This is a genomic window from Microbacterium sp. MMO-10 (assembly GCF_037148715.1).
Lineage (GTDB): Bacteria > Actinomycetota > Actinomycetes > Actinomycetales > Microbacteriaceae > Microbacterium.
Map to the genome: position 1 here is coordinate 299,629 of NZ_JBBCSV010000003.1, position 13,876 is coordinate 313,504.

The 13,876-nt window shown below is 64.4% G+C and carries 12 protein-coding genes; 6 read left to right on the forward strand and 6 right to left on the reverse strand.

Annotated elements, in window-relative coordinates:
- The first annotated feature begins 2 nt into the window (after positions 1-2).
- Positions 3-413, forward strand: coding sequence for an ArsR/SmtB family transcription factor (locus WFJ17_RS10215; RefSeq protein WP_336648341.1), 411 nt, complete (start codon positions 3-5; stop codon positions 411-413).
- The gene (locus WFJ17_RS10220) at positions 410-1,402 is read left to right on the forward strand and encodes a cation diffusion facilitator family transporter (RefSeq protein WP_336648342.1); all 993 of its coding nucleotides are present in this window, start codon (positions 410-412) and stop codon (positions 1,400-1,402) included. Before WFJ17_RS10215 ends, WFJ17_RS10220 begins: the two co-directional genes overlap by 4 nt.
- An 85-nt stretch (positions 1,403-1,487) precedes the next feature.
- Here the strand turns inward: WFJ17_RS10220 and WFJ17_RS10225 are convergent, their stop codons facing one another.
- Positions 1,488-1,826 (reverse strand): hypothetical protein, encoded by a 339-nt coding sequence (locus tag WFJ17_RS10225; protein ID WP_336648343.1) that lies wholly within the window; start codon positions 1,824-1,826, stop codon positions 1,488-1,490.
- 344 nt (positions 1,827-2,170) lie between these two features.
- Here WFJ17_RS10225 and WFJ17_RS10230 point away from each other — a divergent pair, with 344 nt between their 5' ends.
- Complete coding sequence (locus WFJ17_RS10230; protein ID WP_336648344.1) at positions 2,171-3,529, forward strand: M23 family metallopeptidase; 1,359 nt, start codon at positions 2,171-2,173, stop codon at positions 3,527-3,529.
- 65 nt (positions 3,530-3,594) lie between these two features.
- Here WFJ17_RS10230 and WFJ17_RS10235 read toward each other — a convergent pair whose 3' ends face one another.
- The 5 genes from WFJ17_RS10235 to WFJ17_RS10255 all read right to left on the reverse strand — a co-directional run bounded on the left by WFJ17_RS10235 (position 3,595) and on the right by WFJ17_RS10255 (position 8,213).
- The gene (locus WFJ17_RS10235; protein WP_336648345.1) at positions 3,595-4,314 is read right to left on the reverse strand and encodes a hypothetical protein; all 720 of its coding nucleotides are present in this window, start codon (positions 4,312-4,314) and stop codon (positions 3,595-3,597) included.
- Between the two features lie 158 nt (positions 4,315-4,472).
- Complete coding sequence (locus tag WFJ17_RS10240) at positions 4,473-5,138, reverse strand: copper resistance CopC family protein (protein WP_336648346.1); 666 nt, start codon at positions 5,136-5,138, stop codon at positions 4,473-4,475.
- A gap of 69 nt (positions 5,139-5,207) precedes the next feature.
- Positions 5,208-7,202 carry a cytochrome c oxidase assembly protein gene (locus WFJ17_RS10245; protein WP_336648347.1) on the reverse strand — a complete coding sequence of 665 codons (1,995 nt, stop codon included), beginning with the start codon at positions 7,200-7,202 and terminating at the stop codon, positions 5,208-5,210.
- On the reverse strand, positions 7,127-7,753 hold the full coding sequence (locus WFJ17_RS10250) for a DUF3515 family protein (RefSeq protein ID WP_336648348.1): 627 nt from the start codon (positions 7,751-7,753) through the stop codon (positions 7,127-7,129). The genes WFJ17_RS10245 and WFJ17_RS10250 overlap by 76 nt, the downstream gene beginning before the upstream one ends.
- A gap of 28 nt (positions 7,754-7,781) precedes the next feature.
- On the reverse strand, positions 7,782-8,213 hold the full coding sequence (locus WFJ17_RS10255) for a hypothetical protein (RefSeq protein WP_336648349.1): 432 nt from the start codon (positions 8,211-8,213) through the stop codon (positions 7,782-7,784).
- A 225-nt stretch (positions 8,214-8,438) separates the two neighbouring features.
- Here WFJ17_RS10255 and cmtR point away from each other — a divergent pair, with 225 nt between their 5' ends.
- From cmtR to WFJ17_RS10270, 3 genes are all read left to right on the forward strand, one after another.
- Complete coding sequence (cmtR, locus tag WFJ17_RS10260; RefSeq protein WP_336648350.1) at positions 8,439-8,801, forward strand: Cd(II)/Pb(II)-sensing metalloregulatory transcriptional regulator CmtR; 363 nt, start codon at positions 8,439-8,441, stop codon at positions 8,799-8,801.
- 212 nt (positions 8,802-9,013) lie between these two features.
- Positions 9,014-10,873, forward strand: coding sequence for a heavy metal translocating P-type ATPase (locus WFJ17_RS10265; RefSeq protein ID WP_336648604.1), 1,860 nt, complete (start codon positions 9,014-9,016; stop codon positions 10,871-10,873).
- 74 nt (positions 10,874-10,947) lie between these two features.
- Positions 10,948-13,758, forward strand: a complete 2,811-nt coding sequence (locus WFJ17_RS10270) for an NACHT domain-containing protein (protein ID WP_336648351.1) — start codon at positions 10,948-10,950, stop codon at positions 13,756-13,758.
- Positions 13,759-13,876 lie beyond the last annotated feature (118 nt).

The following is a 13,876-nucleotide window of genomic DNA, read 5'->3' on the forward strand; positions in this document are numbered from 1 at the left end:
CGATGGAACGTGCAGCGGATGAGTGCGTGCGCCGAGAGGTCGACGGGGATCGTGTCGCGCTCGTGCAGGGGGCGTTGCCCGCCGATCACGACATCGACGAGCTCGCCGATGTGTTCTCTCTCTTGGGAGACCCGAGTCGGCTCCGTCTGCTGATGACCCTGCTTGAGGCGGGCGAACTGTGCGTGTGCGACCTGGCCGCTGCCACCGGGATGAGCGAGAGTGCGGTCAGCCACGCGTTGCGCCTTCTGCGCGCGCATCGCGTCGTCACGGTGGCCCGCCGCGGGCGAATGGCGTTCTACCGGCTCAGTGACGCGCACGTCCGCCTGTTGCTTGATGTGGGGATGAGTCACACCGCGCACACGGTCGCGATTCACCCTGAACGCGACGCGACGACGAACGGAGCGGACGCTTGACCGCCAACGACCAGCCGCGCGAGGACCACACGCACACGGGCGATGAGCCCGGTCACCGCGGTGTGCACGATCACTCCGGGGCAGGGCATGCGCATGCGCATGGGATCTCACAGAACGCCGATCGGCGTTACCTGATCGTCGCCCTCGCGCTCATCGTCGGGTTCATGCTGGTTGAGGTAGTCGTCTCAATCCTCTCCGGCTCTCTCGCTCTGCTCTCCGACGCCGGTCACATGTTGACCGACGCCGGCGCGATTGCGATGTCGCTCTGGGCGATGCACCTCGCTAAAAAGCCCGCCCAAGGGATTTGGACCTTCGGGTTCAAGCGTGCGGAGATCCTTTCCGCGGCGATTAACGGCATCTCCCTCGTCGTGATCAGCGCGCTCATCCTCGTCGAAGCGATCCGTCGACTGATCGACCCGCCCGCCGTCCAAGGTGGCCCGGTGGTCGCGGTCGCTGTCCTCGGCGTGGCTGTCAACATCGTCGCAGTGTGGATGCTGGCCAAGGCGAACCGCACCAGCCTCAACGTAGAGGGATCCTTCCAGCACATCCTGACGGACCTCTACGCGTTCATCGCTACCGCGATTGCTGGCGTGATCGTACTCACCACGGGGTTCGCGCGGGCAGACGCCATCGCCTCGCTCGTGGTCGTGGCTCTCATGCTCCGCGCAGCTTGGGGGCTCCTGCGGGACTCCGGTCGGATCCTCCTCGAAGCGGCTCCCGAAGGCGTGGAGCTGGCGAAGATTCGCGAGCATCTCCTGGCGACGCCGCACGTGGTAGGTATCCATGACCTGCATGTGTGGACGGTAACTTCGAACCTTCCCGCACTCTCCGCGCACGTTGTCCTGGAACGCAGCTGCTTCAACGACGGACACGCCCCCAAGATCTTGGACGAGCTCCAGTCTTGCCTCACAGGCCACTTCGACGTTGAACACTCAACCTTCCAACTCGAACCTGGAGAACACGCCGCCCATGAGGACGCTATCCACTAGCAACGGGTGGTTCTCTCCGTGAGAAGCCAACTCGGGCCGGAGGTAGGGTGCTCTCCGGTCTCGCGGACGCCCAAAGAACGGTCGGTCACTGGGCCCCCGAGGAGGGCGTGATGTTGCAGGCTTTGAGTAGACTGCTCACCGCCTGCGCAGGAATCTGATCGCCGGCGTTGGCCACTTCTTCCAGAGAGGTGAGCAGCTCACCGCCGATCCCCGCGGCCTTCGCAGTGGTCACCAGAGCGCCTAGAGCTTGCTGGTCCTGAGTGGTAATCACACCATCTTTGAGCGGTGCGCAGATCTGGCGGGTGATCTCGTCGGTCGCCGCCTTTCCTGCCGAATCCGCCACGTTCTGCAGTTGCGCGCACCCGACTAGCGCGGCGAGCAGAGGGGCGATGGCGAGCACAGGCAGCAGCGAGCGACGAGACATGACCTCGTTTCTACTGAGCCGAGCTTGGGTGTGCCTGACAGCGTCGGGACCGCCCCACAGGTAGGTGGCAGCTCCTGGTCATGCCTTCAGTGTGCTGCTCATACTCATGTTCGTCTCGATGGGGGCTAAACAGCTCAGGTGGTGCTTCCGGCGGGCGATGGTGGGTCCGTTCGATCCAGGCTGCGACCCCATGACCGTCATTTCGGGCCTGGCGGGCGAGCCACCGTCCATCCCGGAGAGGCTCGGGTGACTATGGAGGCCACCTGCTGAACCACGGCGCGGTCGTTTGACCCGTTTGCCGCGCCGATCGTTGCGACAACGCGTCGTCCTGGAAGAAGGACCGAATGACCACTTCAAGCACCGAACGTGCAGCGGCAGCTGCTGCGGAGGAGTGCGGTTGCGCGCCAGCCCCGAGCGAACGAGAGTCCGTGTGGCGGCTACCGATCGACCGCCGTCACGCGCTGGGGATCGCGGCCCTGAGTACCGTCGCACTGGCCGCGTTCGGCGTCGGTTCCGGTGTCTCGAGAGCCTATGCGGCGTCATACCCGAGTTGGGACGATGTGCAGGCTGCAAAGAGCAATGAAGCGGCAAAGGCGGCGGAAGTCACGAGGATCGAGGGTCTGATCCAGTCCCTCACCCAGCAAGTGGCTGAGACGCAAGCTGCCGCGGCGAAGGCTTCCGACGAGTTCTACGCAGCGCAGCAGGCCCATTTCGCCGCGGTCACCAAGGCGCAGAACCTGCAAGCTCAAGCGGATCAACAGGCTGAGATTGCCGATGGCGCGGCGGCGCGGGCGGCGAAGGTGGCCGCACAGCTCAACCGTGATGAGGGCGACGACACCGCCCTCAAGCTGTTCTTCTCCGACTCGGGCGCCAACACCGACGAGCTCCTCGCGCGGCTCGGCACGATGGACAGGTTCCTCAACTACAACCAGTCCGTCTATGACACCGCGGTCTCTGCACGCAATACCGCGCAGTCGCTCACCGATCAAGCGAAGGTCGCGCGCGATGAACGGGACCGTCTCCAGCAGGTTGCCGAAGAGAAGCTGGCTGCAGCGCGGAAGGCGGCGGAGGTTGCGCAAGCGGCACTGAAGGAGCAGTCCGCGAATCTCGAGACGCTCACAGCGCAGCTCGCGGCGCTCCGGGACAGTACGGCGCAGACCGTGGCCGGATACCAGGCGGGGGTTGCTGCACGTGAGGCTGAAGAGCAGGCTCGTCGTACCCGCGAAGCGGCAGAAGCAGCAGCCAACGGCGGTGGCAATGGCGGCGGTGGCGGCGCTTCCGGATCCGGTGGCTGGGTCCGCCCGCACGGAGGCGCACGCAGCTCGAGCTACGGGCCCCGCGTCCCTGACTGCGGCCCCCAGGGATGCTCCTCCAGCTATCACTACGGAGCGGATCTCGCCAACGGCTGCGGGGCTGCGATCTACGCCGCGAACTCAGGGACCGTCGACTACGCCGGCGCCAACGGCGGCTACGGCAACTACATCCGGATCCAACACGGCGGCGGCATCGGCACCGGGTACGCCCATATCCGGCCGGGAGGCATCCTCGTCGACAACGGGCAATGGGTCAGCGCCGGGCAGGTGATCGCGTACGCCGGCGACACGGGACGATCGTTCGGTTGCCACCTGCATTTCGAGGTCTACATCGACGGCGAATACACCAACCCCGTCGCGTTCATGGAAGATCGCGGAGTGTACGTTTGACCACGCACTGGAGTTGACGATCGTCGTTGAGCGCTCGATCGTGGGCCGCCGGCAGAGGAATCTGCTCAAGGCGTGTTCGAGGCCTCGTTCTCCTTGGCCGTTGACGCACGATCGATGCGGCGCCGTTCTCGAGCAACGGCGAGGACACCGAGGGCTCCTGCTGCGAGTATGAAGGCGAGCCCGATGACGAACGTGACTCCGATGAGGGCGAGGTCATCGCGTCTTACACGTTGTTCTTCGTTCGGTGTTGGGTGGTCCAGATCGTCGGACGGGCTCGGGGGCGGTGTCTGTGTTGCCATGGGCGTGGGACTTTCCACGGCGCGGGGCGACGCGGATGCGGTGTCCCCGATCGAGGATCCGATCGTGAGCGCGATGAAAACAGCCACGGTGGCCAGCGCCCGTTGCAAGGTCCTGAGCGGCGTCCGCCAGCGGGTGAACGAGCGATCAGAAGGCGACAAGAGCACCATTGGCCTTGCGCGCCGAGGACGGGCGCCGCGACCGTGCTGATCCCGGCTGTTCCAATCGGGGCGGTCCTTGCGGCTGCGCTCTTGGTAACCGCGTTCATTCGTAGGTGGGTAGTAGCCGGGGTGACTGGGAAGCGGACTCATCGGGTTGAGGCTGCGGTCGACAGTCTCGAGCTCGCCGCGGTCCCGCCCGGCATCACAGTGTTGCGGATTGGAGGGGATCTCCACGCCGGAGCGATCCGCAACGTGTAGGCCAGCTCCGTCAACAGGGCATTTCATGATCTGCTCCTCGAGTTCTTTCAGGGTGGTTTGGGTTGTCACGGACGGCTCACGCGCGTTCCTCGGTTGAGACTGATTCGGTTCGGGGTGAACACTCGGCGCCGATCGGCAAGCGCTCCGCGACACTTGGCTGAAATCCCAGCTGAAGAGCAGCAGAGACTTTTCCGATTTGGCCCGTGGGACGCGGCGAAGCTTGAGGCTCAACTTGCGCGACGACGTCGCCGGCGCGCAAGCCAGACGAGGGTGAGGAGGAGGACGCCAAGAGCTATTGCGGATCCCGCGATGATGAAGGCGATAGTGCCTTCATCGGTGTTCGTGGAAGCGGCGACTGTCGCCGAAGTTGGTGTGGGCGTTTGCGCGGCGGGAGTTTGCGTGGCGGCTGCTGTCGGTGGAGCGGCGGGCGTGGCGCCCGGTTGGACACGGATGGACTCATTGCGACAGGCGGGGAGGTTCCACCCGAGGGCTGGCGTTGCGTCAGCTGCAGGAGCGTATTGGAAGTCGTACTTCTCAGAGATGGGATGTCCGTCGCTGGAGACGGCGTTCCAGATGATCGTGTAAGTCCCCGGCTCTCCGAGGGCGACCGGAGTGGTGAGCACGTCCATCTCGATGGTTGAGCAGGATGTCTCGTAGTAGAGACCATCCGGGCCGACCACCTGAGCAAAACTGGCCTGCGCGAAGTCGATGAGCTCACCGCTGAAGGTCAAAGACACGGCGTTCAGGCTCGTCACTGTTTCGCCGGCGGCGGGCGACGAATCGAGGAGGTTGTCGTGTGCCGAAGCCGGGCTACTAACGAGTAGCGTCGCTGCGACGGCACTGGCTAGGCCGAGAGTCGCGACACGAAGTGCGCGGGAGATGGTCCTTTTCATTGTCAATCCTTGGGGTTGGAGGCAGGCTTCGGTGGAGCGAGGGTAGGTGAAGGCGCAGGACTGCAGCGGCTAAATAGCGTCGCTGTTGTCGCCCCGCCTTCCGGGTGCGATTGCACGGTCGCCGTGTGCCGTGCTGTTCAGGGGTTGCGGGTGTGATGTTCTCCTGGCCTCACGCCGGGCGATGACGATCGTGAGCAGAACCGGGAATGCGCCGACCAGGATGAGGATGCCAGCGATGGTCTGGTCGGCTCTGGGCTCAAGGCCCCAGGTCCTTCCCATCGCCCCGAACCAGTTCGCAGCGATCAGGCCGCTCTGGAACGCGATCCATCCGCCGATGACGACAGGCACCATTGTGACCAAGGCGGCCGAAAGCCGGGTGGCGCGGGGAAGCGTTGCGTGTGGACGTAGCAGGGACCTCGTGAGGATGGACCCGGCGATGACCATCGCAGCAACGCGTAGCTCGTGCCCGAGCAGGTCGGCAAGTGTCCAGCGCAGCAACCCGGTCGCTGATGTTGCCCACAACACCAGCACGAAGAGGATGCAAGCCGCTACCGGAGACGAGAAGAGGCGGACCGGGCGTGACCGGGCGGTTGCCTGGATCCATTCACGGACACCCCGGCTGTCGTCTGTGCGGCTCGTGATCGCGACCAGAGCAAGTTGGTAGGGCGCCCCGAGAACAAGAAGCAGTGGCACGACCGAGATCAGGATCATCCGCCCCAACGCGTCGATGCTGTGGAGGTAGTCCGCGTACGCCGAGATAGGCCCTGATGTGCACCAGAAGAGAAGGAGCATTCCCGCGATCCAGGAGGCAGTGCGACCGTGCGCCCAGGTTTCGCCTCGTTGACGGAGCCTACGCACACCTGCGACATAAAAGTAGATGGCGAACGCAGCGATCAGCGCCCAAAGAAGGTCCAAATCCCAGCTCGTGAACCATCTCTCAACCGTGAGCGCGGGCGGGAGCGGCGCCTCCGTAAGGATCTCCGCAGGCGTCGTGAGGGGCGGGGCAGCCGTGTCTGCGGGGGCGGGGGTGCGTGCCAGAGCGGCGGCGGCCCCGCTTGCTAACCCCATGACGAGGAATTCGATTGTCACGAACACCCAGAATGAGCCTCCTCGCTCCCCACTTCGCTTGATGAATCTCTGACGGTGGAGCACGCCAATCGCGCCAAGCCCGATGAGCGCGACGATCTTCACCGCGAGAAGCGCACCGTAGACGCTGACCAGGTCGGTCACGCCATTGATCGAGGTCAGTGTCCGCGCAACGCCTGCGATCGTCACAACGATGAACGCGACCAGAGCGAGGGTTGAATAGCGCTCGACGACGATCCGCATCGGTCGCTCCTGGAGCCGAGGCCGTAGGAATGTGAGAGCAAGGAGACCGCCGAGCCACACGGCTGCCCCGCTGATGTGGAGCACTAGCGCCATGACTGCAGCATCGTGATTGGCGAGGCTACCGGAATGGCCCTGCGTGGCCATCGGAATCAGCGTGGCAAGGGACATCAGGCCGATCAACATGGCTGCGGTCCACGTGCGGAATGCGTAGGCGAGGAGTGTGATCACGGCTGCGGCGACGGTAGTGATCAGCCATACGCGTCCGAGTTCCGTCTCCAGGAGGAATCTGCCTAACTGCTGCCCGAACTCTGATCCCAATGAGACGCGCGGATTGAACGAGGAGAGGAACGTCAAAAAGCCGGTGATTCCACTGCTGATCGTGAGTATGGCCGCCCCGATCGAGGCGAGGTCCAACACGACGTTGTATTCCCTCTTTCCTGCCTGGAGCGCGAAAAGGACAAGCACAGCCGAACCCGCCATGAGGGCTGCGGAGAAGTTGACGAGGAGCTTGGCGGCGGGCAGCCCCCAGCGCACGAAGGCTCCGGGGTCATTCGTCAGCCGGGGCGCCGCCCCACCACCGATCAGCAACCCCATAAGAAGAGTGATCACGGCCGCGGCAATGAGGATCGCCGGGCCGGCGAGCCTCAGGTCCCAGGACCTCACGGAGCCGATCCCGTGCCGTTTGCCGTCGAAGCGTTGGGATCGTCGGCCGTATCGGTGTCCGGTGCGATGCATGCGCTCTTCTTTGGAAGCTTTTGAGTTGCCGGAGCGAGCGCTCCCAGCGCAGCGTCCGCTGAAACCCGGGTCGTGTCCACGTATGCCTGTGCCGCTGGCTCACGACCGTATGTGGTCAACCGGAGGTAGGGAGACTCGGAGTCGTCGACAATCCAGTCAACGGCGTTGATGGTGACACACTGTTTCGTGGTTGGCGCGGGCGGCTCAAGGCCGCACGTGAACACGACGGCCACCGGGTCCCCCCACGCGGCAGTGGCTTGGGCATCAGTCGTGCGAGCAGTCAAAGACCCAATCGATTCGGGTACCCGGACGGCGACCTCGGCGCACTCCGGGGCGTTCGCGTTCCGCGCAGGCTTCAGCGCCACAGTCGGCGCACAACCGGCCATGGTCAGCACGACCGCTATGGCGCACACAGCAGTGAACGTACTTCCCGCAACCCGAACGGCCCTCACCGCACTGGTCCCAGAAGTGGAATCCGGATGGCGATAGTCAACATAGGCGTACTCCAAAGCGATCAACGACATGACGAAAGCCCCAGGCATGATGCCCATCGGGCTCGACGATGAACAGCTCGGAAGCTCAGGTTCGCGAAAGCCGCAACTGGGTCAATGTCAGGTGTCCCACCCGGGCAGGAGTACACATTTCAGCCCTGCTCAGAAGCGCTCGCGCGACGGAGTCGCGACGCTCGTACTCGAGCTCAGCCCCACCCTTGCCACGTACTCCTGCGAAAATGATCAAGCCGAGCAACACCCCGACCAGACACAGCACGCCGCCGAACGTGGTGGTGTCAAGCGTTATCTCGCCGGTGCTCTGCTCCACGTCCGAGATTGAGGCAAGTGCTTCCACCTCGATGGCTGATGACGTTGGAACGGGCGCCTTGGCCTCGGCGTGCAACGTAGTCGCAGCAGCGAACGACACCAACAACACTGCGGTGAGGCTGAGGATGAGTCTCATTATCAGCTGGTTCTTGATGGAAGGATCGTTGCGAACAAGCGACATCCACCAAACCATCAGTCCCGATCATATCGGGACGGCGATGACGGGGCCAACGCGTCTCGCGGTGGCCGTGATGGGCAGATCAAGATTGAGGTCACCCATCTGATATGCGACTGAGCGTTCCACTGTTTGTCAGCCTGTATGCCCATCGAGCCTGGACGAGAAGCGGCCCCGGGTCGGCCCCCGGCGTAGTCGGCATCGCCGCAGATGAATAGTCATCACATGCTGTATGGTCATTGCATGCTGACTATTGCTTCGCGGGTGGATGTGATGAACCGGCTGGGCCGGGCGATGGCGGATCCGTCTCGTTCTCGGATTCTGCTGTCCCTGCTCGACGGGCCGGGGTATCCCGCGAAGCTCGCGCGTGATCTGGAGCTCACGCGGACGAACGTGTCGAACCATCTGTCGTGTCTGCGGGGTTGTGGGATCGTCGTTGCGGAGCCCGAGGGGCGGCAGACGCGCTATGAGATCGCGGATCCTCACATCGCGGCGGCGTTGACGGCGCTGGTGGATGTCACTCTCGCGGTGGATGAGAGCGTCCCCTGCATGGATCCGCAGTGCCAGGTTCCGGGGTGCTGCGACACCACGGAGGGTGTGCTGTGAGCGAGGAGTGCTGCGGTCCCGATGAGCCGCGCCTGGTGAGGCCGGAACCGCAGCGGACCTCGCTGCAACTGTTCGGCGGGGCCCGGCCCGAGGTCTCCGTCGATGCCTGCTGCGGACCCGCCTCGATCCCGGCTGCCGTGCATGACGAGGGGGACGCCTGCTGCGGCCCCGACCTTCCGCGCCAGGCTTCGGCGGCCGAGGAGGAAGCGGATGTGCGTCCTCCGTGGTGGCGCGACACCGCACTGCTGCCTTCGGCGCTGTCGGGTCTGTTCCTCGCCGCCGGGTACGGGCTGGACTGGGCAGGGCTTAGCGTCCTCGGCCTCGTCGCGCAGTGGATCGCATTGCTCGCCGGCGCGTGGACCTTCGTGCCGGGCGCGGTGCGCCGCTTCATCCGCGGGCGGCTCGGAGTGGGCCTGCTGATGACGATCGCCGCGATCGGCGCAGTGCTGCTCGGACATGTCGCCGAAGCAGCCGCACTGGCATTCTTGTTCTCGCTCGCCGAGGCGCTCGAGGACCGCGCGATGGACCGCGCCAAGGAAGGACTGCGCGCCCTGCTGACACTGATCCCGGAAACCGCCAGGATCTCGAAGCTCAACGGCGACGTGACCGTTCCTGTCGCAGAGATCCGCGAACTCGACCTCCTGGTCATCGGCGCGGGAGAACGGATCGCCACCGACGGTGTCGTGACCGAGGGACGCTCCAGCATCGACGCATCAGCGGTGACGGGAGAATCGATCCCCGTCGACGTCGCCCCCGGCACCGCTGTTCCTGCCGGGGCCGTCAACGGCGCCGGTGTTCTGCTGGTGGAAGCGACCGCCGACGGGCGCGACAACTCGCTCACCCAGATCGTCGCCCTGGTCGAGCAGGCCCACGCCCGCAAGGGCGAACGTGCACGTCTCGCGGACAGGATCGCGAGACCCTTGGTTCCGGCCGTGCTGATCGTTGCCGCGCTGGTGGCCCTGTTCGGCGTCGTGATCGGCGACCCCTGGACGTGGATCGAGCGGGCGCTCGTCGTCCTCGTCGCCGCGTCTCCGTGCGCGTTGGCGATCGCGGTGCCGGTGACCGTGATCAGCGCGATCGGATCTGCGTCGAAGCTCGGCGTCGTGATCAAGTCCGGCGCCGCGTTCGAGCAATTCGGCACCATCCGGGCCGTCGCGTTCGACAAGACCGGCACCCTCACTCAGGGGCGCCCTCAGGTCGTCGACGTGCGCACCGTCGCAGGCGTCGCGCGCGAAGAGCTCCTCGCCTGGGCCGCCGCGATCGAAGCGACGAGCGCTCACCCCCTCGCCGCGGCGATCACCGCCTCGACTCCGACCGCACCCACGGCGACCGAGGTGAACGAAGATGCCGGGCACGGCCTCACCGGCCGCGTCGAGGGTCGCCTGATCAGGGTCGGCAGCTCCCGCTGGCTCGACCCGGGCAGTCTCCGCACCGACGCCGACGAACTGGCCGAGAACGGCATGACGGTCGTGATCGTCGAAGCCGACGGCAACACGGCAGGGGTGATCGGGATCCGCGATGAACTGCGCCCTGAAGCGGCCGAGACCGTGCAGCTCCTCCACGAACAGGGGATCCGCACCCTCATGCTCACCGGCGACGACACCCGCACCGCCCAGGCTCTCGCCAGTCAGGCGGGCATCGACGACGTGCGCGCTGAGCAACTCCCGGCCGACAAGGCCGCCGCCATCGCGGCGTTGACTGCCGTGCGGCCGACCGCGATGGTCGGCGACGGAATCAACGACGCCCCCGCCCTGGCGACCGCCACCGTCGGCATCGCCATGGGCGTCACCGGCTCCGCCGCCGCCGTGGAATCCGCCGACATCGCCTTCACCGGCCACGACCTGCGCCTCATCCCCGCAGCGCTCGCCCACGCACGGCGGGGCCGCCGCATCATGACCACGAACATCGCCCTCGCCCTTGCCGTCATCATCGGGCTGTTCCCCCTCGCCCTCTTCGGGATACTCGGGCTCGCCGGCGTCGTCCTCGTCCACGAGATCGCAGAAATCGTCATCATCCTCAACGGCATCCGCGCCGCACGCCGCCGCAGACCCCACGGAGTGAGGAGCTCTTGACCTTGTTCCAGGAGGGTAGACGCACCCCGCTGCTGTGCTAGCGGAGCAATCGACGGCTCTAGTCTGGCCAGAAGATGATTGATCTATCTCGATTCAACGCCACCTCGTTTCAGGACCTGGCCGCAACGTTGGCGGTCGCGCACTTCGGTCATGGCATCCGACCGATGGGGTCAGGAGCGGACGGTGGGCGAGATTTCGTGTGCGAGTCGCCGATCAGGTGGGTTACCCCTGGGCTGTTCGGGGAGCAAAGCTCAACCGGGTACACGGTCTTCCAGGTCAAGCACAAGGATCGCCCGGGAGCGACGCATAACGCAAACCTGTCGTGGCTCTGGAGCCAGGTACGCGACGAGTTGCGAGACTGGGCGGAGAAGCCTGAGCGGAGGCGGACGCCGGACACTCTCATTTTCGTGACTAATGTCGCGTTAACCCCCGTGCCGGGGAGCGGTGGTTTCGACACGATCATGATGGAGATCAAGAACTACATCAAGAAGGCATACGAACGCATCGACGACGCGGGCAACGATGAAGAGCTTCGGGCCATCAGAAAGAACCAGGCTGCCCGGCTCCTCGACATAAAGGCGGTGTACTTCTGGGATCTGTACCAGATTGATGCGCTGGTGGCAGCTCACGCTGATGTGCGCTGGGCAAATAACGCACTCCTCACCGCGGGGGATGTGCTGGCGGCGATCCCTACTCTTCTCAATTCCGTTCCGGAAAGCGATCTTGAAAGGGCTCTACGCGCGCATGCGCGGACCACTCTCGTTACGGGTGGCCGGATCTACTTCGATGAAGCAGGAGGAACGGCTGACGGCGGCATGCCGGTTCACAAAGTGATGGTGGACTTGCCAGTCGAGATCGTGAGCGATGACGGACAGCGGAAGCGTGCATCTGTTCTTCGTTACGTGCTGGGTCGAAGCGGGCGAGTACTGAAGCCGAAGGTGTCCCGGCTCCAGAAGCCGCGTCATCTCATCATCACTGGACAGCCAGGGAACGGAAAGACGACCCTGTCGAAGATGATCGTGCAGGCGCATCGCGCAGCGTTTCTGCGAGGGAGCGCAGCGTTGAGCGACGATCAGCGTGCCGTAGTCCACGAGACAGATCAAGCGCTTGCAGACCTCGGCGTCGCGCCGCCAACCTTTCCACGCTGGCCTGTACAGATCAACCTCGCAGAGTTTGCTCAAGACGAGGCCGTTGACCTCAACGCCACGCTGATTCGGCGGATCGCCCGTGACGTGAGCGCGAAATCGGATGTCGGCGAGATCGCGCCCAACCTCCTCACCAAATGGCGCACAAGATGGCCCTGGCTTCTCGTCCTCGACGGGTTCGACGAAGTAGTAGATCCGACACTCCGTCGGCGGATCGTCGAACAAGTAGCGGAGTTCGCGAACGACTGCGAGGCCGAGGACGCCGATGTGCTGATCATTCTCACTACCAGGCCTCTGGGCTTCACAGAGGAGATCGGGCGCGGGCTGTTTGAACGCGTCGATCTCGCGGATCTGAAGCCCCGTACAGCACTCAAGTACGGCGAGAAGGTCACAAGTGTGCGCCTAGCCAACGATCCAGACCGGCGCGACCTTGTTGTGAGAAGGCTTCGGGAGGCAGCGGCCGACGATGCCTTCGAGAACTTGTTGCGCACCCCGCTTCAAGTTCTAATTCTCAGCATCATCGTGGAGCAGGCTGGAGAGCTCTCGCCGGACCGATTCAGCCTGTTTGACAGGTACTTCCAAACGATCATGACGCGCGAGAAGGGCAAGATCGGCGGGTTCAGCGCCTTGATCCGAGATCACAGCGGCTTGATCGAAGAGATCCACCAGCAGGTGGGCCTGACGCTTCAGGCGCGGGCCGAACGCGGAGAGACAACACGCTCTCTCGTGACACCAGCGGAGCTGCAAGACATCGCTTGGGCAGTGCTCGAGAGGGCAGGTTTCAAGCCTGATAGGCGTGACCGGCAATTGCTTGCCGACATCAAGCAGGCCGCGACTCATCGTCTTGTCCTCTTGGCCCCACACGGGGCCGAAGGCTACGGATTCGACGTTCGTAGCCTTCAGGAGTACATGGCGGGTCAGTATCTGACATCTGCAGGGGACGCTGCCCTCGGCGATCGGCTTCGCCTTGTCGCGCACAGCCCCCACTGGCGAAACACGTGGCTCTTCGCCGCGGGCAGGACATTCGCGCAGCCCACGCGGCACCTGCAACAGCTCGTGGTAGAGACCATCGAGAACATCGACGAGAACGCGCCTAGGCGCCTTGGCGCGCTCTTCCCTATTGGCCCGCGTCTCGCACTGGACGTACTCAACGACGGCATGGCGCGATCCCGGCCCGTGTGGCTTGAGCGCCTGATCACTCAGGCCCTTCGCCTTCTTCTTCACCCCGTCGAGCGCGACCTTCCAATGCTCACGACTTCCTTAGTGAAGCTCGCCTCCTTCAACGACCACACCCGGACGCTGATCGCGGATGGGATGCGCGCTCGACTCAGTTCCGGGGAAGGGCGAGCAGGTGTCGAAGCCGTTCAACGCATTTGGATCACTACGTGCGACGGACTGAAGGCCTCGACACAGGTTCGCGGCCTCTCGCAGATCAAGCCATCGTTGACATCATCTCTACTCGAACCGCACGAGCGTCCGAGGCACACCTACTCGAATCAGTTGTTGGAGGATGAAGCACGATTGGTCTCCGCCGCACTGGGCGCGGTCGAGAGCACCGACATGGTATCGCTGCGTCCCCTCGCAGAAGCGCTCACAGACGAGAACGCCGCACTGGCGCTTGAGATGATGCTTCAACCACTTCTCGCGACGAAACCTTACATGCGCCGTCGAATCGAAGCCGATGTCCTTCCGACCGTGCTTCGGGCGCCCCTAGGCCAGGAACTGATCGACGAAGCGTGATCACTGGGAGCGAGCTCAGCGAGCAGTCCGACCTGTTAGTTCCTGCTGGGTGGCAGCCGATCTGCGGGGCGGCAACACGCAACGTGTCGCCCAGCGGTCCGCGTCTACGTCTGCAAGC

What these genes read in the sequence shown, in the direction of transcription:
- WFJ17_RS10215 (WP_336648341.1), top strand. Translation starts at nt 3, where the DNA reads ATGGAACGTGCAGCGGATGAGTGCGTGCGCCGAGAGGTCGACGGGGAT.
- WFJ17_RS10225 (WP_336648343.1), bottom strand. Translation starts at nt 1,826, where the DNA reads ATGTCTCGTCGCTCGCTGCTGCCTGTGCTCGCCATCGCCCCTCTGCTC.
- WFJ17_RS10230 (WP_336648344.1), top strand. Translation starts at nt 2,171, where the DNA reads ATGACCACTTCAAGCACCGAACGTGCAGCGGCAGCTGCTGCGGAGGAG.
- WFJ17_RS10240 (WP_336648346.1), bottom strand. Translation starts at nt 5,138, where the DNA reads ATGAAAAGGACCATCTCCCGCGCACTTCGTGTCGCGACTCTCGGCCTA.
- WFJ17_RS10245 (WP_336648347.1), bottom strand. Translation starts at nt 7,202, where the DNA reads ATGCATCGCACCGGACACCGATACGGCCGACGATCCCAACGCTTCGAC.
- WFJ17_RS10250 (WP_336648348.1), bottom strand. Translation starts at nt 7,753, where the DNA reads ATGGGCATCATGCCTGGGGCTTTCGTCATGTCGTTGATCGCTTTGGAG.
- WFJ17_RS10255 (WP_336648349.1), bottom strand. Translation starts at nt 8,213, where the DNA reads ATGGTTTGGTGGATGTCGCTTGTTCGCAACGATCCTTCCATCAAGAAC.
- cmtR (WP_336648350.1), top strand. Translation starts at nt 8,439, where the DNA reads ATGCTGACTATTGCTTCGCGGGTGGATGTGATGAACCGGCTGGGCCGG.
- WFJ17_RS10270 (WP_336648351.1), top strand. Translation starts at nt 10,948, where the DNA reads ATGATTGATCTATCTCGATTCAACGCCACCTCGTTTCAGGACCTGGCC.